Source organism: Streptomyces sp. OR43, assembly GCF_008042275.1.
Taxonomy (GTDB): domain Bacteria; phylum Actinomycetota; class Actinomycetes; order Streptomycetales; family Streptomycetaceae; genus Streptomyces.
Window position 1 is genome coordinate 459,736 of the sequence record NZ_RDBK01000001.1, and the last position, 17,347, is coordinate 477,082.

Annotated in this window: 18 protein-coding genes and 1 pseudogene; 6 read left to right on the plus strand and 13 right to left on the minus strand. The window is 72.9% G+C overall.

The features are described from left to right. Positions 1-220 (plus strand): annotated as a pseudogene (locus EAO72_RS02070) (maleylpyruvate isomerase family mycothiol-dependent enzyme); the annotation flags it as partial. On the opposite strand, the gene EAO72_RS02075 reads toward EAO72_RS02070, so the two are convergent. The 3 genes from EAO72_RS02075 to EAO72_RS02085 form a co-directional block, all read right to left on the minus strand. After that, positions 213-965, minus strand: a complete 753-nt coding sequence (locus EAO72_RS02075; protein ID WP_148015439.1) for a maleylpyruvate isomerase family mycothiol-dependent enzyme — start codon at positions 963-965, stop codon at positions 213-215. The pseudogene EAO72_RS02070 and the gene EAO72_RS02075 overlap by 8 nt on opposite strands. A gap of 21 nt (positions 966-986) precedes the next feature. Continuing rightward, positions 987-1,358, minus strand: a complete 372-nt coding sequence (locus EAO72_RS02080; protein ID WP_148015440.1) for an SCO4225 family membrane protein — start codon at positions 1,356-1,358, stop codon at positions 987-989. A 113-nt stretch (positions 1,359-1,471) separates the two neighbouring features. Beyond that, a complete protein-coding gene (locus EAO72_RS02085; protein WP_148015441.1) occupies positions 1,472-2,692 on the minus strand; it encodes an MFS transporter in 1,221 nt (406 codons plus the stop codon). 299 nt (positions 2,693-2,991) lie between these two features. Here EAO72_RS02085 and EAO72_RS02090 point away from each other — a divergent pair, with 299 nt between their 5' ends. Further along, positions 2,992-4,206: an ROK family protein gene (locus EAO72_RS02090; protein ID WP_148015442.1), complete on the plus strand. Its 1,215-nt coding sequence runs from the start codon at positions 2,992-2,994 to the stop codon at positions 4,204-4,206. Positions 4,207-4,243: 37 nt separating this feature from the next. Here the strand turns inward: EAO72_RS02090 and EAO72_RS02095 are convergent, their stop codons facing one another. The 4 genes from EAO72_RS02095 to EAO72_RS02110 all read right to left on the minus strand — a co-directional run bounded on the left by EAO72_RS02095 (position 4,244) and on the right by EAO72_RS02110 (position 6,879). Continuing rightward, on the minus strand, positions 4,244-5,149 hold the full coding sequence (locus EAO72_RS02095) for a phosphotriesterase family protein (RefSeq protein WP_148015443.1): 906 nt from the start codon (positions 5,147-5,149) through the stop codon (positions 4,244-4,246). Then, the gene (locus EAO72_RS02100) at positions 5,143-5,724 is read right to left on the minus strand and encodes a DUF4865 family protein (protein WP_148015444.1); all 582 of its coding nucleotides are present in this window, start codon (positions 5,722-5,724) and stop codon (positions 5,143-5,145) included. Before EAO72_RS02100 ends, EAO72_RS02095 begins: the two co-directional genes overlap by 7 nt. Before the next feature lie 10 nt (positions 5,725-5,734). After that, positions 5,735-6,133, minus strand: a complete 399-nt coding sequence (locus EAO72_RS02105; protein WP_148015445.1) for a (R)-mandelonitrile lyase — start codon at positions 6,131-6,133, stop codon at positions 5,735-5,737. A 176-nt stretch (positions 6,134-6,309) separates the two neighbouring features. After that, positions 6,310-6,879 (minus strand): TetR/AcrR family transcriptional regulator, encoded by a 570-nt coding sequence (locus EAO72_RS02110; protein WP_261991273.1) that lies wholly within the window; start codon positions 6,877-6,879, stop codon positions 6,310-6,312. 202 nt (positions 6,880-7,081) lie between these two features. Here EAO72_RS02110 and EAO72_RS02115 point away from each other — a divergent pair, with 202 nt between their 5' ends. The 3 genes from EAO72_RS02115 to EAO72_RS02125 are packed head-to-tail and all read left to right on the plus strand — an operon-like array spanning position 7,082 to position 10,712. Continuing rightward, positions 7,082-7,372, plus strand: coding sequence for an SHOCT domain-containing protein (locus EAO72_RS02115; protein ID WP_148015447.1), 291 nt, complete (start codon positions 7,082-7,084; stop codon positions 7,370-7,372). Continuing rightward, positions 7,369-8,145, plus strand: a complete 777-nt coding sequence (locus EAO72_RS02120; protein WP_148015448.1) for an ABC transporter ATP-binding protein — start codon at positions 7,369-7,371, stop codon at positions 8,143-8,145. Before EAO72_RS02115 ends, EAO72_RS02120 begins: the two co-directional genes overlap by 4 nt. Continuing rightward, a complete protein-coding gene (locus EAO72_RS02125; RefSeq protein ID WP_148015449.1) occupies positions 8,142-10,712 on the plus strand; it encodes an ABC transporter permease in 2,571 nt (856 codons plus the stop codon). Before EAO72_RS02120 ends, EAO72_RS02125 begins: the two co-directional genes overlap by 4 nt. Before the next feature lie 118 nt (positions 10,713-10,830). Here the strand turns inward: EAO72_RS02125 and EAO72_RS02130 are convergent, their stop codons facing one another. Together EAO72_RS02130 and EAO72_RS02135 are read right to left on the minus strand one after the other, a co-directional pair. Further along, positions 10,831-11,352 (minus strand): ATP-binding protein, encoded by a 522-nt coding sequence (locus EAO72_RS02130; RefSeq protein WP_187284893.1) that lies wholly within the window; start codon positions 11,350-11,352, stop codon positions 10,831-10,833. Between the two features lie 187 nt (positions 11,353-11,539). Then, positions 11,540-11,857, minus strand: a complete 318-nt coding sequence (locus tag EAO72_RS02135; RefSeq protein WP_148015450.1) for a hypothetical protein — start codon at positions 11,855-11,857, stop codon at positions 11,540-11,542. A 224-nt stretch (positions 11,858-12,081) separates the two neighbouring features. Between EAO72_RS02135 and cds1 the strand changes: the two genes are divergently transcribed. Continuing rightward, positions 12,082-13,242, plus strand: coding sequence for an L-cysteine desulfhydrase Cds1 (gene cds1, locus EAO72_RS02140; RefSeq protein ID WP_148015451.1), 1,161 nt, complete (start codon positions 12,082-12,084; stop codon positions 13,240-13,242). 6 nt (positions 13,243-13,248) lie between these two features. Here the strand turns inward: cds1 and EAO72_RS02145 are convergent, their stop codons facing one another. The 4 genes from EAO72_RS02145 to EAO72_RS02160 all read right to left on the minus strand — a co-directional run bounded on the left by EAO72_RS02145 (position 13,249) and on the right by EAO72_RS02160 (position 17,317). Beyond that, positions 13,249-13,728, minus strand: coding sequence for an SRPBCC family protein (locus tag EAO72_RS02145; RefSeq protein WP_148015452.1), 480 nt, complete (start codon positions 13,726-13,728; stop codon positions 13,249-13,251). A 116-nt stretch (positions 13,729-13,844) separates the two neighbouring features. After that, the gene (locus EAO72_RS02150) at positions 13,845-15,845 is read right to left on the minus strand and encodes a hypothetical protein (RefSeq protein ID WP_148015453.1); all 2,001 of its coding nucleotides are present in this window, start codon (positions 15,843-15,845) and stop codon (positions 13,845-13,847) included. A gap of 123 nt (positions 15,846-15,968) precedes the next feature. Beyond that, positions 15,969-16,421, minus strand: coding sequence for an SRPBCC family protein (locus EAO72_RS02155; RefSeq protein WP_148015454.1), 453 nt, complete (start codon positions 16,419-16,421; stop codon positions 15,969-15,971). A 53-nt stretch (positions 16,422-16,474) separates the two neighbouring features. Next, positions 16,475-17,317 carry a DeoR/GlpR family DNA-binding transcription regulator gene (locus EAO72_RS02160; RefSeq protein ID WP_148015455.1) on the minus strand — a complete coding sequence of 281 codons (843 nt, stop codon included), beginning with the start codon at positions 17,315-17,317 and terminating at the stop codon, positions 16,475-16,477. Between the last annotated feature and the right edge of the window lie 30 nt (positions 17,318-17,347).

The following is a 17,347-nucleotide window of genomic DNA, read 5'->3' on the forward strand; positions in this document are numbered from 1 at the left end:
CCCGAAGAGCAGGGTGCGCACCGACACGCCGCGCACTCTGCGGGTGCGGGCGACGGACACCGGCTCCGTGTGGACCGTACGGCTCTCCACCGAGCCACCGGCCACCGAGCGCGAGAAGGACGAGTCGTCCGTGCTGCCGCCCGCGGACTGCGAGTTGAGCGCCACCGCCCAGGAGCTCTACCTCACGCTCTGGAACCGGCTGCCGCTCGCGTTCAGATGACCGATGAGCTGTCGCGCCACAGCCGGGCGAGGTCCGCATCGCCCGCCACCGTGACAGCGGTGAGCGGCAGCCGGTTCCAGAGCGTGAGGTAGAGCTCCTGGGCGGTGGCGCTCAACTCGCAGTCCGCGGGCGGCAGCACGGACGACTCGTCCTTCTCGCGCTCGGTGGCCGGTGGCTCGGTGGAGAGCCGTACGGTCCACACGGAGCCGGTGTCCGTCGCCCGCACCCGCAGAGTGCGCGGCGTGTCGGTGCGCACCCTGCTCTTCGGGCGGGCGTGGAAACCGCGCAGCAGTTCATCGACGCCGTCCACCGCGTGGTCCGGCGTCACGGGGGAGAGGGGCCCGCCGCGTGCGGACTCGGCGTCCACCCGGTGGATCGCCGTCTCGTGCGCCTGCCGCCTCGCCCAGAAGGCCAGGGGCGACGGTGCGGCGAAGAAGGCCCAGCACTCCAGGTCCTGCGGCGCGCGCTCCAACGCGTCCACCAGGAGCCGGTGGCCCGCACGGAACCGGTCGAGCAGCTCCGAGCCGTCCAGGTCCGGCTCCCCGGCGTCGGGTACGTACGAGGTGTGGCCCTCGGTCACGAAGGCGGCCGCCCAGGTATGCACCATCGCGGTGTGTCTGAGCAGGTCGCGCACCTGCCAGCCGGGACAGGTCGGCACCGGCGCGCCGGTCCCCGCCTCCTGGGCGGCGTCCGCCAGCAACCTGCCCTCGGCGTCCAGGGTCCGTATGTGTTCCGCGATCTTCATGGCAGGGATTGTGCCAGGGGCTCAGGCGCTCTGGGGCCGGCTCTGCCGGGCCCGGCCGCGACCGCCGCGCACCAGCCGTGCGAACCAGCCCAGCGCCAGCGACTGCACCAGCACGGACACCACCAGCGCCAGGTAGAACAACCAGTCGGGCGCGGCCGAATCCGCGCCCAGCATCGCACCGCCGGCGAAGAAGACGAGGACGGTCGGCGCCGCCAGGAAGAAGAGCCACACCCCGGCGAACGACGCGTCCTCGTGGGCGACGAACAGCGTGTCCACCGTGACGAACACCGCGGTCGCCGCCACCACGCCCAGGTAGACCAGCGACGCGGCGTTGCCGAACGTGAGGCGTGCGAGCGTGTGGACGTGCTGCTTGGTCAGGACCGGCTTGTTCATGGCGTGCTCCCCGTCGACGGCTTCCGGCCTCCCCCGCGACAGTCGGCGGGAGGGGTCGTTACGTCTCCATCCTGCGACGGGAGAACCGTTCCTGCCTGAGTACGCCTACTCACTCATGCGTGGGTGGCCGCGTTGCGGGCGCCGTACCCCAGTGCCGCCGCCGCCAGAGCCAGCATCGCCACCGTGGTCAGGGCCACGGGCAGCGAGAACCAGTCGGCCAGGAAGCCGATCGAGGGAGGCCCGAGCAGCATGCCGCCGTAGCCGAGTGTCGAGGCCGCGGCCACTCCACCGGGGCCGGCCAGTTCGCCGGCCCTGCCGATCGCCACCGGGAAGATGTTCGCCAGACCGAGTCCGGTGATGGCGAAGCCCATCAGGGCGAGCCAGGCGTTCGGGGCGAGCGCGCCGACCAGCATCCCGGCCGCCGCCGTGCCGCCGCCGGCGACCAGGGTGCGGGTCTGGCCGAGCCGTTCGAGCAGTGCCGTGCCCGTGAGCCGGCCCGCGGTCATGGCGAGCGCGAAGAGCGAGTAGCCGGCCGCCGCCACCCCGGGGTGGGCGTGCAGGTCCTCCTCCAGGTGGAGGGCGCCCCAGTCGGCCAGGGCTCCCTCGCCGTACGCGGTGCAGAGCGCGATCACGCCGAACAGGAGCACCGCGCGGCGCGCCCGTCCGGTCGGACGGTGGCCGACCGCCTCGCCGTCGGCCGCAGCGGGGGCGGGCTTCAGGGAGGGGTACCGCAGCAGGACCGGGCCCCAGTACGCGGTGACGAGCAGACCGATTCCGGTCAGGCAGAGCAGGTGCGCGGAGGGCGAGAGGCCTCCGGCGACCAGACCGCCCAGCCCGGCCCCGATCATGCCGCCGAGGCTGAACGCGGCGTGGAAGCTGGGCATCACGGGACGCCGCAGAGCGGTGACCAGGTCCACTGCCGCACTGTTCATCGCCACGTTCGCGCCGCCGTACGCCGCGCCGAACAGCAGCAGGACGAGTCCGAGCGAGAGTGCCGAATGGGTCTGGGCGGGCAGGGCGATGCTGATCGGCAGCAGGACGCCGCAGACCACGGTCACCGGATGGCTGCCGAAACGGCGGCAGAGCCGGCCGGTGAGCATCATGGTGATCACGGCACCGGCGGATACGCCGAGAAGTGCGAGGCCGAGGGTGGAGGCCGAGGCGCCGGTCTGCTGCTTGATGGCCGGGATGCGGACCACCCAGCCGGCGAAGAGGAACCCGTCGAGGGCGAAGAACACGGTCAGCGCGGTACGGAGGCGTGTCGATGGAGGTGGGGCGGTGTTTCCGCCCGGTCCCCCCGGCAAGGCCGTCCGCAGTTTGTTTAGTTGCGGCACAAACTCAGCATAGGGGCCCGCGGACGACGGGCGCAAGACGGTTGCCCACCACGTCCGGGCGGGCGCGCCGGGCTCGGCGGCTCCTCGCCGTGGAGGGGGCGGCGCGGTGGAGGAGGCGGGTGCCGCGCTCGCCGTGGAGTGGGTGGCGCGGTGGAGGAGGCGGGTGCCGCGCTCGCCTGGGAGTGGGCGGCGCGGTGCAGGAGGCGGGCGCCGCGCCTCGGCGTGGAGTGGGCGGCGCGGTGGAGGAGACCGGTGCCGCGGCGTCGGCAGCACCTCCGGATCATGGGAGACTCGCCCCCATGAACGGCAAGGTGACCACCACCCGGACGAAGTTGGAGAGGGGCCGCAGCGCGCTCGGACCCGCGCTGGAACTGGTCCACACCGGACGCGCCCCCACCCGAGCCGTCCTCACCTCCGAGCTGGGTGTCACCCGCGCCACCGCAGGCGCGGTCGCCGCGGAGCTGGAGGCGCTCGGCCTGATCCGGGTCGACTCCAGCCCCGGCTCGGCAGCGGGCTCGCAGGGCCGGCCCTCGCACCGGCTGGCCGTGCGCGAGTCGGGGCCGGTGGCACTGGCCGCCCAGGTGCACTCGGACGGATTCCGGGCCGCGCTGGTCGGGCTCGGCGGCCGACTCGTCGCGACCGCGCCCGGCTGCGTCACCATCACCGCCGATCCCGCCCAGGTCATCGGCGAAGTCGTGGACGACTGCGCGCGGTTGCTGCGCGACAGTGGCCTGCGATGTGTCGGGGCGGGTCTCGCGGTGCCGTCCGCCGTCGCCGAGCCGGAGGGCACGGCCCTCAACCCGCTGCACATCGCCTGGCCCGCCGGCGCCCCCGTCCGCGAGATCTTCGCCACATGTGTCCGCGAAGCGGGCATCACCGGACCGGCGTTCACCGGGAACGACGTCAACCTCGCCGCGCTCGCCGAGCACCGTCATGGAGCCGGACGCGGAGCGCAGCACCTGCTGTGCGTCGCCACCGGCCACCGCGGGGTCGGCGGAGCGCTCGTCCTGGACGGCCGCCTGCACACCGGAAGTTCGGGGCTCGCCCTGGAGGTCGGCCATCTGACCGTCAACCCCGAGGGCCGCCCCTGCCACTGCGGTGGCCGCGGCTGCCTCGACGTCGAGACCGACCCGCTCGCCTTCCTCACCGCCGCCGGCCGCGCACCGGGACCCGAGGAGTCGCTGCTCAAGCAGTCGGGGGACCTGCTGCGCAACGAATACGGGGACGCGGCGGTGCGCAACGCCGCGGAGGAACTCATCGACCGCCTGGGCCTCGGGCTCGCCGGACTCGTCAACATCCTCAACCCGGACCGCATCATCCTCGGCGGTCTGCACCGCGCCCTGCTGGACGCCGACCCGGAACGGCTGCGCGCGGTGGTCGCCGACCGCAGCCTGTGGGGCCGCAGCGGCAGCGTGCCGATCCTGCCCTGCACCCTCGACCACAACAGCCTGGTCGGCGCGGCGGAGCTGGCCTGGCAGCCGGTGCTGGACGACCCGCTCGGCGCGCTCGCCTGAGGGCGGGACGGCCGAGCGCCGCCGCGAGCCCGCGCCCTCAGCCGGCCTGCGCCGGAGCCTCGAACGCGAACGCCCGCGCGGGGTTGGCGACCAGCAGGTCCGCCACGGTCCCGGCTCCCAGCACCTCGGTCAGCCGGGGACGCAGCCGTCGCAGCAGATGCGGCATGCCCGGGGTCTCCGGCACGGTGGTGTCGCCGCCCAGCAGCAACTGCCCGCCGAACCCGGCCCCGGCGAGCGCCGCCAGCTCCTCGGGCAGCCGCCAGTCCGTCGCGTGATGGGCCCGCGACGGACCGTCGAACGCGAGGAACGCCCCGGCCCGCGCCACCTCCCGCTGCGCGGCGCCGTCGGGCGACCGGCCGAGGTGTCCGAGGATCACGCGGTGCGGTGGCACGCCCAACGCTCCGCACAGCAGGTCGAGTACGTCAGGCGCGGCCGTTCCCAGTTCCAGATGGACGGCGATCGGCGCGCCCGTACGGTGATGTGCCTCGGCGGCCGCCGTCATGGTGAGCCGGGCGTGGGCGTCGACCGTGTGGAACGCGCCGGCGACCTTGATCAGACCCGCACGCACCGATGTCGCGCCGATTCCCTCGGTCAGCTCCGAGACGAACAGCTCCGCGAGACCGTCCCGGATCCCGCCGAGCAGCGCGGCCGGGTAGTGCACGGCCTGGTGCAGTCCCGTCGCCGCCACCACATGGGTCCCCGTCGAACGGGACAGCTCCGCCAGCACATCGGCCCGCCTCCCCATGCCGTACGGCGTCCACTGCACCACGGACCGCCCGCCGAACCCGCCGAAGGCCCGCAGCCGTTCGGCCGCCGCCGCGGGGTCGTCGAGCTCCTGGCCCGGCAGTACGGGGCTGCGCAGGAAGAGATGGTCGTGAGCGTCGCACACGCCGAGCTCGCCGGCGGGGATGTCGCCGAGGACGGTGCGGACCGCGGCTACCACTGGCGTCCCGCCCCGAGCGATGCGCGCTCCGGCCCGCTGAGATGAAGAACCTCGTAGCGGTCGCCGGCCTCCTGCGGGGCGGACTGCTCCCAGAGCGTGAAATGGAGCAGTTCCCAGTGACGGGGGTCGGCGGCCAGCGCCGTGGCGACCGCGCCGGGTGCCTTCGCGAGCCGTCGGCTCTCCTCCAGCGCGGCGCCGACCACGTCCGCCGGGGCGGCCGACGGTGGCATCGGCGAGCGGAGCCGGGTGGCCGATCGGGGGAGTGCGGCCGAGGCCGGGCCCTCCTCGTACGACAGGCCGGCCCAGTGCTGCACCTCGGGGCGCCCGAAGTCCCGCACGATGCCCTGGAATCCGGGACCCCAGAGGAAGGAGTTCATGCCTTCGGGCGTGGTCCAGAGGTAGAGCGGCGCGTACTGGCTGACGGGAGAGTCCTTGCCGCGCTCGCGCATCAGATACGCCTTGAGGCCGAGCCCGGGGAAGGCGTCCAGGAGATGGCCCCGCGTCGCCACCCGGTCGCGGATGATGGCCATGTCGTAGTCCGGGGGCAGAGTGATCTCGTACTGCATCGCATGCATCGGGCGCTCCTCAGACTGCCGGGTACTCGGGGACGCCGGGGTCGGTGTGCCAGTGGATGGTGGAGCCGTCCTCGGCCGCCTCGACGAGGGCGAGATGGGTCATGAAGGTGCGCGGCGCGGCTCCGTGCCAGTGCCACTCGTCCGGTTCGATCCACACGGTGTCGCCCGCCCGGATCGCCTCCACCGGACCGCCCCGGTGCTGCACCAGGCCTTCGCCCTCGGTGACGTGCAGGACCTGCCCGTGCGGGTGGATGTGCCAGCCGGTGTGACCGCCCGGCGCGAAGTGCACGCTGAACAGCCGCAGCCGGGACGGCGGTCCGGGAGCGGCGATCTCGTCGATCCAGACGGATCCGTTGAACTGCCCGGCCGGCCCGGACTGTGTGTCGGGCCGGTTCCTGGTGATAAGCATGGGTGAGGTACTCCTCGGGGAATGGATGGCGTACGACGGACGCCAGGTGATCACGTATGGCGAGGGGTCACATGGCCTGCGAAAGGCGCCAGTTGACGCTGCAGGGGCGATGAAGCCGCACGCGAAGGGACGTCAAGCGGCATGCGGCGGGGTGTCACGTCACACCTGGCGACACGTCAGCTGGCGGCCGTGCGCGGGGAGAGCAGCGCCAGCAGCCCTCGGGCGGCGGCGTCGAAGGCCTCTGTCGAGCCCGAGGCGCGGGCCAGCACATAGCCGCCCTGCACCGTCGCGACGATCGAAGCCGCGATGTCCTCGGGCACCAGGCGAGCGTCGAACTCGCCTCGGTCCACGCCCTCCTGGACAATCTCGGCGAGCCGGCCGCGAAGCCAGGCGATCGTCTCGTCCACGGGTGCCCGCAACTCGTCGCTCGCGACGACCTCCGGGTCCATCGTCAGTCGCCCCACCGGGCAGCCGCGCAGCACATCGCGCTCACGCAGCAGATAGCCCGAGATCCGCTCGTACGCCGACCCGGGCGCGTCGAGCACCCGGCCCGCGGTCCCGCGCAGCTCCTGTGCCGTGCGGCGGATGGCCGCAAGCGCCAGATCCGGCTTGCCGGCGAAGTGGTGGTACATGCTGCCCTGGCCCGCGCCCGCGTGCTGCTGGATGGCCTTGGGGCTGGTGCCCACATAGCCGCGCTCCCACAGGAGCTCACGGGTGGCTTCGATCAGGCGGTCCGAAGTGCTCATGTACCCACTGTACATACTAGTAGGTACAGAATCCATGGCCCGGTGCCCGGCCCCCCGGGAGCAGTCACAGGACCGCCGTCTACTCCCGGCGCGGTATGCGCACGGCCGCTGGCCGTACGACGACGCGGACCCCCCTGCGGAGACAGGCTCGGTGGTGACAGAAAAGCGTGCTTCACCACCGTGAACCGAGGAGCTGACCGAGATGAACACCCTGGCCTTCGACGGCGGACCCGGACCGTGGGTCCTCCTGTTCCCGCTTGTCTGGGCAGCCGTCGTCATCACCGTCGTCACCGTCCTGCGACGCACCGTATGGCGCGGCCGGCGCGGCCCCTGGCAGGTCCGCGCGGAGCGGAACGGTCCCCCCGAGACCTCACCGATCACCCTGCTCGGCCGGCGCTTCGCCGCCGGGGAGATCGACGAGGACGAGTACTGGCGCCGCCTCTCCGTCCTCGACGAGCAGTTCGGCACGCTCGGCAAGGGCGGTGCGGCATGACCACCACCGCTCCCGCCACCGGCACCACGACCGCCGCCCGTGTCGTCGACGCGGTGAAGGTCTACGGCACGGGCGACACGGAGGTCAGGGCCCTGGACGGGGTGAGCGTCGGCTTCCCGGCCGGCCGTTTCACCGCGATCATGGGGCCCTCCGGGTCCGGCAAGTCCACGCTGATGCACTGCGCCGCCGGACTCGACACCCTCACCTCCGGCACGGCCTTCATCGGCGACACCGATCTCGGCGCGCTCGACGACCGCAGGCTCACCCTGCTGCGCCGGCGCCGCATCGGCTTCGTCTTCCAGGCCTTCAACCTGCTGCCGACGCTCACCGTCGCCGAGAACATCACGCTGCCCATGGATCTGGCGGGGGAACGCCCCGACCGGGCCCGGCTGGACGCGGTCATCGACACCGTCGGGCTGCGCGACCGGCTCCACCACCGGCCCAGCGAACTCTCCGGCGGCCAGCAACAGCGCGTCGCCGTCGCCCGGGCCTTCGCGGGGGACCCCGACGTCGTCTTCGCCGACGAACCCACCGGCAACCTCGACTCGCGCGCCGGCCAGGAGGTGCTCCGGCTGCTCGGCAGCACCGTCCGGCAGACGGGCCGCACCGTCGTCATGGTCACCCACGACCCGGTCGCCGCCGCACACGCGGACGAAGTCGTCTTCCTCGCCGACGGACGGCTCGTCGACCGGATGCCGGACCCCACCGCCGAACGCGTACTCGACCGCCTCAAGGCGTTCGACCCCGCACCGAGCACCCAGGGGACGCCATGACCAGCACCCGCGCCTCCGTGCGCATCAGCCTCTCCTCGCTCCGCGCTCACCGGCGCCGGTTCGCCGGCACGCTGACCGCCGTCCTGCTCGGTGTCGCCTTCCTCGCCGGCACGCTCGTCATGGGGGACACCCTGCGCGCGAGCTTCGACACGATGTTCGGCAACGCGGCCGCCGGCACCGACGCGGTCGTCCGCAGCACCAATGTCGTCACCGTCTCCGGTGAGTCCGAAGGCACCCGGCAGCCCGTGAGCACCGGCCTCGCGCAGCGCATCGGGCAACTGCCCCAGGTCGCCGCGGCCGCCCCCGACATCCAGGGTGCCGGCCAGCTGATCGGCACCGACGGCGAACCGATCGGCGGCCAGGGACCGCCCACTCTCGCCGGAAACTGGATCGACGACCCGAAGCTCAACCCCTACCGGCTGGCCGAGGGCCACGCCCCGTCCGCACCCGGCGAGGTCGTCGTCAACCGCGGCACCGCGGACAAGGGCGGGCTGAAGATCGGTGACACGACCGTCCTGCGCACCCCGGACCCGGTCCGCGTCACCGTCGTCGGCCTGGCCACCTTCGGCGGCGAGGACGGCATGGCGCAGGTGACATACACGGGGATGACGCTCGCCGACGCCGAGAAGCACCTCACGCCGAAGCCCGGCCAGGCGTCGAGCATCCAGGTCCGGGCCGGCCCCGGGGTCAGTCAGGGGGAACTCGTCGACGCCCTGCGGCCCGTGCTGCCCCCGGACACCGAGGCGATCACCGGACAGGCCTCGGCCGCCGAGAACCAGGACATGATCTCCGGCGCCTTCCTGAGCCTGTTCACCACGCTGCTGCTCGTCTTCTCCGGCATCGTGCTGCTGGTCGCGACCTTCTCCATCCACAACACCTTCGCCATCGTTGTCGCCCAGCGCACCCGCGAGAACGCCCTGCTGCGCGCGCTCGGCGCGTCCCGCCGGCAGATCCTCGGATCGACCCTGACCGAGGCGAGCATCGTCGGCGTGATCGCCTCCGCGGCCGGACTGGCCGCAGGCATCGCGATCGCCGCCGGGCTCCAGGCGCTCTTCCCCGCGATCGGATTCCCGTTCCCCGACGGTTCGCTCGTCATCAGCGGCGTGTCCATGCTGCTGCCGCTCGCCGTCGGCGTCGTCGTCTGCATCGGATCCGCCCTGGTGCCGGCCGTTCACGCCGGACGCACCGCACCGCTCGCCGCACTGCGGGAGACCGCCGTCGACGACTCGGCCGCCTCCAGGAACCGCGCCGCCACCGGGCTCCTGCTTCTGCTCGCCTCGGCCGGGGTGATCCTGACCGGCGTGCTCGCCGATCCGTCCGTCTGGCTGTCCGCCGCCGGCGCCGTGCTGGCCCTCGCCGCCTTCGTCGTCCTCGGCCCGGTCGCCTCCACCTGTGCCGTACGTCTTCTGGGCGCGCCGCTCGGCCGGCTGCGCGGCGCCACCGGGCACCTCGCCCGGCGCAACGCGCTGCGCAGCCCGAAGCGGACCGCCTCGACGGCGACCGCCCTGATGATCGGCGTGGCGGTGGTCTCGCTCTTCACCGTGTTCGGCGCCTCGCTGAAGGCCACGATGAACCAGACCGTCGACCGCTCCTTCGCCGGGGACCTGGCCATCAGCGCACCCGCCTTCGGCGCCGGCGGCAGCGGGCTCAGCCCCCGCCTCGCCCCGGCCGTCGACCGGCTGCCCGACGTGGCCACCGCTGTCGGCCTCGGCAAGGGTGTCGCCGAGGTCAACGGATCCGGACGCGCCCTCACCGTCACCGACCCCGCCGCACTCGCGGCGGTCCTCGACCTCGGCAAGGTCGACGGATCGATGAAGGCGCTGGGAACGAACGGCATCGCCGTCTCCGACACCGAGGCGGACAAGCGGGGGCTGCGCACCGGCTCCACCGCACGGCTCACCTTCACCGACGGTACGGAGCGCACCTTCACCGTCCGGGCCGTGTACGGACAACCGGAACTGGCGGGCGACTACGTCATCACCCGGCAGGCCTGGGCCCCGCACCGCGGCCAGGACTCCGACGCGCTGGTCGCCGTGTCCTTCAAGGACGGGGTGTCCACCGCGGACGGCAGGGCCGCGGTCGAGAAGGCCGCCGCCGCGTACGGGAACCCGGAGGTGCAGTCCCGCGGTGAGTACGCGCAGTCCTCGGCCGGCGGCATCGACATGATGCTCACGCTCGTCTACGCACTGCTGGCCCTGGCGGTCCTGATCGCCCTGCTCGGCATCGCGAACACCCTCACCCTGGCCATCCACGAACGCACCAGGGAACTGGGCCTGTTGCGGGCCGTGGGACAGACCAGGAAGCAGGTGCGGGCCATGGTCCGCTGGGAGTCCGTCCTGGTCGCCGCGTTCGGCACGGCAGGCGGTCTCCTGCTGGGCGGCTTCCTCGGCTGGGTGCTGGTCAGGGCGTCCGAAGGCGCGGGCGACACCGCCTTCGCCTTCGCCCTCCCGCCGGCGCGACTGCTCGTCGTCGCCCTGGTGGGCATCACGGCGGGCGCGCTCGCCGGCTGGCGGCCGGCCCGGCGGGCGGCACGGCTGGATGTGCTCCGCGCCATCGCCACCGACTAGGGTTCTTCGTCCGGACCGGGCCGGACCCCGCGAGGCCGGCCTGATCCGGACGAAAGACCCCAGGCGCAGGTGAACGGCAGGAGCGGGGCGCCCCGAGAGGCGCCCCGCTCCTGCGGCGTCAGCCGACGACCACCGATCGTGCCGCCGAGGGCGTGACGCCCTCCGGCGCGGTGACACCGCTCAGGTCGAACGGCCCGTCGGTCGTCGCCCCGTACAGCGCGTGCGGTGGCTGTGTGGCGAACAGGGAGGGAGTGGGAAGGGTGAACCAGACCACCTTTCCCGCACCGCCCCGGGGACGCACGCCCCAGCTCTCGCTGACCGCGGCAATCAGTGCGAGTCCGCGCCCCGACGTACTGGAGTCGCCCGCCTCGCGCACGGTCGGCAGCCGTGGGTCGTGGTCATGGACGGACACCGTCAGCCGTTCGAGCAGCAACTCGACCTCGACGGTGCATGATTTGTCCGGCTGTGCATGCCGGTGGACATTGGTCAGCAGTTCAGTGACGCCGAGTGCTGCCTGGTCGACCAGAGGATCGAGATGCCAGTAGCGCAACTGCGCCGAAATGATTCTGCGGACCTGACCGATCCGCGACGGCAGGGCCTGGAGCTCCACCGTGCAGTGCCTGCTTGGCTCGCTGATCACGGCTGCGACTCCCCGAAGTAGGTCCGGAAGAAGACGAAGGAACGGATCCAGCAGATGGCTGGCTGCTGGTTCTGGCCCGGCGGCCTGGATCTCACTGTCACCGCCGGTGAACCATGAGTGATGCGTCTCCAATGTCACCCAGCGGCCACCGCTCCGCAACTCGCGGTGTCCTCGCGGCCCCGTTCCGTCAGCCCCGCCGTCCGCCGGCCCGGCGTACGGCCTCCAGGAAACGGCGGGCGGGCGCGGCGTCATCGGGCTTGCCGGGGCGCCGCGGCATCGTCAGCCGGTACCGCGTCCCGTTTACCCGCGCCACCGTGGCGTCCGCACCGGCGAACCACGGTCTGCCCGCACTCACCGTGCCCGCAGGCGCACTGTCGATCTCCCGGCCGTAGCTGGTGAGCAGCGCCACCCGGCCGTCCTTGACGGTGACCTGCCCGGCCCGGGTGAGCGAGCGCGCCCACCGGTCGATACGCACGCCCGTCTCACTGAACTCCGTTTCGTACACGGCCCCTTCGCCCCCTTCGTCGCACCCCTGCAAGGAGTGTGCACATCCAGGGGCGTGTGCACCAGGGCGGAACGGGACGCGAAGGCTCATTCCCGACACGTCGGCCCACGGAGACGGCCCGCGGCACCAAGGCAGTGCTATGGAGTATCAAAGTCAACGTTTGCCCAGGTGGGGGGCATATCGTGGGCATCGCCGGGACCGGTCGTACGAGGAGAAGCGCACTGATGGGCACGAGCGAGCACAGAGACGACGCAGACGCTGCGGCGACCGTCGACATCGACCGCACCGACCTGGCGTACCGCGCCTGGCTCAAGGAGGCCGTCCGTAAGGTCCAGGCCGACGCCAACCGCTCCGCCGACACCCATCTGCTGCGCTTCCCGCTTCCCGAGAGCTGGGGCATCGACCTCTACCTCAAGGACGAGTCGACCCACCCCACCGGCAGCCTCAAGCACCGGCTGGCCCGGTCGCTGTTCCTCTACGGGCTCTGCAACGGCTGGATCCGCCCCGGCAAGCCCGTGATCGAGGCGTCCAGCGGTTCGACCGCCGTCTCGGAGGCGTACTTCGCCAAGCTGATCGGCGTCCCCTTCATCGCCGTGATGCCCCGCACCACCAGCCCCGAGAAGTGCCGGCTCATCGAATTCCACGGTGGTCGATGCCACTTCGTGGACGACTCGCGCAAGCTCTACGAGGAGTCCGCCGGGCTCGCCGAGGAGACCGGCGGTCACTACATGGACCAGTTCACCTACGCCGAGCGGGCCACGGACTGGCGGGGCAACAACAACATCGCGGAGTCCATTTACCAGCAGTTGAGGATGGAGCGGTACCCCGAGCCCGCCTGGATCGTCGCCACGGCGGGCACGGGCGGCACCTCGGCGACCATCGCGCGGTACGTGCACTACATGCAGCACGACACCCGGATCTGCGTCCCCGATCCGGAGAACTCCTGCTTCTTCGACGGCTGGACGCACCACGACCCGCACGCCACCAGCGACTGCGGCTCCCGCATCGAGGGCATCGGCAGACCGCGGATGGAGCCGAGTTTCGTCCCGGGCGCCATCGACCGGATGATGAAGGTCCCGGACGCGGCCACCGTCGCGGCCGTGCGCGCACTGGAGCGGTCCATCGGCCGCAAGGCGGGCGGCTCCACCGGTACCGGCCTGTGGAGCGCGTTCAAGCTGGTCGCCGAGATGGTCGCGCAGGGCAGGACCGGCAGCATCGTTACCCTGATCTGCGACCCGGGCGACCGCTACCTCGACAAGTACTACTCCGACACCTGGCTGGCCGCCCAGGGCCTGGACATCGCCCCGTACACCCGGACGATCGACCACTTCCTGGCCACGGGCAACTGGCCGGGACAGGACAAGGGCCCGTCCGGCACCCGGTGAGGAATCCTAGGCGCCGGCCGCCGACAGCCGGCGGTCCAGATTGCGCACCGCGCCCCGGAACGACCTGCCGACCGCGCCCCGCGCCCGCCGCAACGTGAACCGGAACAGTGCCGAACCATCGGCGGCGAAGGTCCACTGCACCCGGGTGCCGGTCCCGGCCGGGGTCAGCCGCCACTCCTCCAACAGGGCTTGCAGGCCCGGGGCGTTGGACTGGTCGATCCGGTAGGCGTACCGCTCACCCGGGTCGGTCGCCACGACCGTCTCCCGGAACGCGATCCCGCCCCGCAACCGCACCTCGCGGCCCGCCCCGCCGTCGAGCGGCAACGCCGCAGTGAGCTGGGTGAACCAGCAGGGCCAGCCCTCGATGTCGTCGGCCAGGGCCCGGTACACGGCCTCGGGCGGCGCGGACACCTCGGCTGCGAAGACCAGCCTGACCGGAGCGGACTCCACGAAGTCGAGGTCCACGGAGCGGAGTCGGCGTGCCATGGAACGCACCTCCCGTGCGATCGGCGGCGGATGGAGCCGCGCACACCCTAACCGGCGGACCCCCAGAAGTCGCCAGGTGCGACGGAACCCGATCGTGCCACGGTACGAGGACGGGGTCAGCGGACCGCGGTGAGCGAACCGCCCTCCCTCAGCCGGGCCGTCAGCTCCACCGGCGCGTCCCGCGGTGCCCGGACCGCGAGCGTCGTCCCGGCCGCGGCGTCCCGCACGGAGCCGGTGGCCTCGATCCGGTCCACCGCACGGCTCCCCGCCGCCAGCACGTACCAACGCCCGGACGGCGCCTTCCAGTGCGTACCCGCCAGAATGTGCTGTCCGAACCGGCTGCACAGGGCCGTGTCGCGCTCGTCCGCCACCACCGTCCCCGGTCCGGTGGGCGAGGAACTGGGCGGCAGGAACTGCACCAGCACACGTCCGGGCCCCTGCCAGGTGTCGGCCCGGGTGCAGAGCCACTGGGCCGGCGTGCCGGACTCCGGCAGGCGCTGCTCGGCGAAGTTCCAGTTGTTGACCGCGCGGACACCGGTGCCCCGCAGCGCCGTCAGCGAACAGGCGCTGCGGGCCCAGGCCAGCAGCGCGGGGGTGCTCGTCGCCTCCCTCGGCTGCCGCGCCCCGGCACCGGCGGCCGGGCCCGGCGTGAACGTCAGGTGGACCGGGGCGAGGTCGCCCAGGTCGGTGAGGAGGAACGCGTGGTTCTCCACGATGCGTCCGGAGGAGCGCAACTGGAGCACCGGCCAGGAATCGCAGCGTCCGCCCGGCGAGGGCCGCGGCACGGCCGCGGTGACCCCGTCCGCGTTCACCTCCAGCGTGCGCGCCGGGCTGTCCGGCGCCAGCAGGTCGCGGGTCGTGGTCCGCGAGATCCAGGGAGCCATCAGGAACCGGGCCCGGTCCCCGCCGCGGCTGACGACCAGGGCCGCTCCCGTCGTCACATCCGCGCCGTCCGTCCGCGCGAAGTCCAGTGCGGGCGGCGCGGACCCGGTCAGTGGTTCCGCGTAACGCACCACCCGTACACCGCGGTCGTGGAACAGCACCACGGCGGCGCCGTCCACCTCACCCGCGTACAGGAGCTGCGGCGGCTGGGCGGGCGGCACCGCGAGCGTGCCGGGCGTGGCCGAGACGGCGACGCCGGCCGGGGTGTGGCCCCAGGTCCGCAGCGCCCGGCTCAGCAGGGCCCGGTCCCCGGTCCGGTCACCGCGGGCCGGCCAGGCGGTGAAGTCGATGCGGGAGGTGTCCGCCCACTCGCCGTCCGCGGTGGTCAGCAGCGTCTGCGGGTCGAGTGCGGGAGCGAACGTGCTCCGCGCGCCGGGCTGCGGGGCCGACGCACCCTGCTCCGTCAGCGCGACCAGACCGCCGGCCACCGCACAGAGTGCCGCGACCGCCGCCACCGCCCGCACGCGGTGCCTGCGCCGCAGCAGATCGCTGGGACGCGTCTGCAGCACACACGGGTCGAACTCCCCGGAGCGCAGCAGCTCCTCGGCGCCCGCCCGGTCGGCGTCCTCCAGCCGCCTCGCGGCCCGCACCGCCCCCGCCGGGTCCGTCGAGCCCGCCCGGCTGAGCAGGGCCTGCGCCTCGGGGGCGTCCAGCGCCTCCAGCAGCCGCAGCGCGAACGCGGCCCGTACGGCTCCGGGAACCGCCGACAGCGCCTGGTCCAGAGCCAGTTCCGCCGCTCCGCCGGCGCGCGGGAAGAGCCGCAGACCCCAGACTGCCGGGAGCGAGGGGCGCAGGGCCGCGGGTGCCGGGAGCCGTTCTGGCCACCAGCGCGGCCGCCGCTCGTGCGCCAACGCGGCGCGCAGCACCCGCAGCCGCATCCAGGCGTACGCCGAGCCGGTCCCGTCCGGGGCCGGGCCGCGGACGGCACCACGGGTCTGGGCCGGGACCCGCGACAGGGCCGGGGCCTCGGACGCCGTACGCACGCCGGGCAGCGCACGCTGTACCGCCGCGTGCGCGGCGAGCACCCGGCGGTGCCGGCCGAGGGACGGCGGCAGCACCAGATAGGCGAGCCGGACGAGACGGGGATAGTGCTCCATGAGCGCGGACTCGGCCTGCTGCACGCCGGGGCGCTCGCTGTTGCCGGCGGAACGCTGCCGCGGTGGGTGGATCGGCATGATTCGGTGCCTTCTGAGCCGTGGGCGGAAACCGTCACACCGACAAACGACTCGATCGTGTGACGGTCACATCACCTGCCCATGACGCACGCGCCCGGACCCGCGCCGGCGCGGCACGTGCGGTCAGCCGTACGGCTGTGCCGGCCGGTCGAGCATGGAGTCCAGGACCCGGCCGAAGATCCGCCTGCCCGCGCCGGCGATCATGGGGTCGCCCCACCGCGGCAGCAGCCGGAGGGAGAGTTCCTCCACCCACACCACATGGGAGCCGGCGTGGGTGGGATACACATCGATCGACGCCCGGCCCCGCACCACCCGGCCGCGCTTCTCCAGCCGGCACATCCCCGCCCGGCTGCCGGCCGGCGGCGACCACCGCACCACTTCCATCGGATCGTCGAAGGCCAGCGGGCCGATCCCCGTCCGGGCCACGAAGACCGTCCCGACACGGGTCGGCAGCCCGGTCGGCACCGTGATCGTCGTCAGCGGGACCTGCGCGGCGTGCCGCTCCCAGTCCGTCACCCGGCGCCAGGACTCGGCTGCGGGCAGAGGGGTGAAACGCTCGATGCGGAAGACGGCCACAGGTCGATCCTAGGACGTCACGGCTCCGGCGCGAGCTGAGCGGAATCCGGTGCTCAGTCCTGCTCCGGTTCGCCGCCAGCCGCCCGGCCCGCCACCACGAGGCCCGGCAGACGCTCCTCGATCTCCTCACGGGCGCCGTCGGACAAACCCGCGTCCGTGACGAACGTGTGCACCTGCTCCAGCGCGGCGAACGAACTCAGGCCCACCGTGCCCCACTTGGTGTGGTCCGCGACCACCACCACCCGTCGCGCCGACTGGACGAAGCGGCGGTTGGTCTCGGCCTCCGCCAGGTTCGGCGTCGACAGTCCGCCCTCCACCGAGATCCCGTGCACGCCGAGGAAGAGCACATCGAAGTGGAGCGAGGCGATCGCCCGGTCGGCGACGGGGCCGACCAGCGAGTCGGACGGGGTCCTGACCCCACCGGTGAGCACCACCGTCGCGGCACCGGGCCGCGAGCCGGGCGAGCCCGGACGCTGCGCCGCATGGAACACGTCGGCGACCCGCACCGAGTTGGTCACCACCGTCAGGTCCGGTACGTCCAGCAGATGCTGGGCAAGGGCATAGGTGGTGGTACCGCCGGAGAGCGCGATGGCGCTGCCGGGCACGGCCATCGCCGCGGCGGCGCGCGCGATGTCCTCCTTGGCGGACAATTCCAGCGCCGACTTGGCCTCGAAGCCGGGCTCGTGCGTTCTCGCCTCGACCACGGGCACCGCGCCGCCGTGCACCTTCTCGATGACTCCCTGGCGGGCCAGCGCGTCCAGGTCCCGGCGGACGGTCATGTCGGAGACATTCAGCTTCCGGGTCAGCTCATTGACCCTGACCCCGCCGCGTCTGCGCACCTCGTCGAGGATCAGCGCACGCCGCTGCTCCGCGAGCAGATTCTGATTCTCGCTCAACGCTGTGCCCGGTCCTTTCCTCTGGCCGTG

Coding starts and splice junctions, on each gene's coding strand:
- EAO72_RS02145 (WP_148015452.1), bottom strand. CDS start 13,728: ATGGCACGCCGACTCCGCTCCGTGGACCTCGACTTCGTGGAGTCCGCT.
- EAO72_RS02150 (WP_148015453.1), bottom strand. CDS start 15,845: ATGCCGATCCACCCACCGCGGCAGCGTTCCGCCGGCAACAGCGAGCGC.
- EAO72_RS02090 (WP_148015442.1), top strand. CDS start 2,992: ATGAACGGCAAGGTGACCACCACCCGGACGAAGTTGGAGAGGGGCCGC.
- EAO72_RS02120 (WP_148015448.1), top strand. CDS start 7,369: ATGACCACCACCGCTCCCGCCACCGGCACCACGACCGCCGCCCGTGTC.
- EAO72_RS02080 (WP_148015440.1), bottom strand. CDS start 1,358: ATGAACAAGCCGGTCCTGACCAAGCAGCACGTCCACACGCTCGCACGC.
- EAO72_RS02110 (WP_261991273.1), bottom strand. CDS start 6,879: ATGAGCACTTCGGACCGCCTGATCGAAGCCACCCGTGAGCTCCTGTGG.
- EAO72_RS02105 (WP_148015445.1), bottom strand. CDS start 6,133: ATGCTTATCACCAGGAACCGGCCCGACACACAGTCCGGGCCGGCCGGG.
- EAO72_RS02115 (WP_148015447.1), top strand. CDS start 7,082: ATGAACACCCTGGCCTTCGACGGCGGACCCGGACCGTGGGTCCTCCTG.
- EAO72_RS02125 (WP_148015449.1), top strand. CDS start 8,142: ATGACCAGCACCCGCGCCTCCGTGCGCATCAGCCTCTCCTCGCTCCGC.
- EAO72_RS02100 (WP_148015444.1), bottom strand. CDS start 5,724: ATGCATGCGATGCAGTACGAGATCACTCTGCCCCCGGACTACGACATG.
- cds1 (WP_148015451.1), top strand. CDS start 12,082: ATGGGCACGAGCGAGCACAGAGACGACGCAGACGCTGCGGCGACCGTC.
- EAO72_RS02075 (WP_148015439.1), bottom strand. CDS start 965: ATGAAGATCGCGGAACACATACGGACCCTGGACGCCGAGGGCAGGTTG.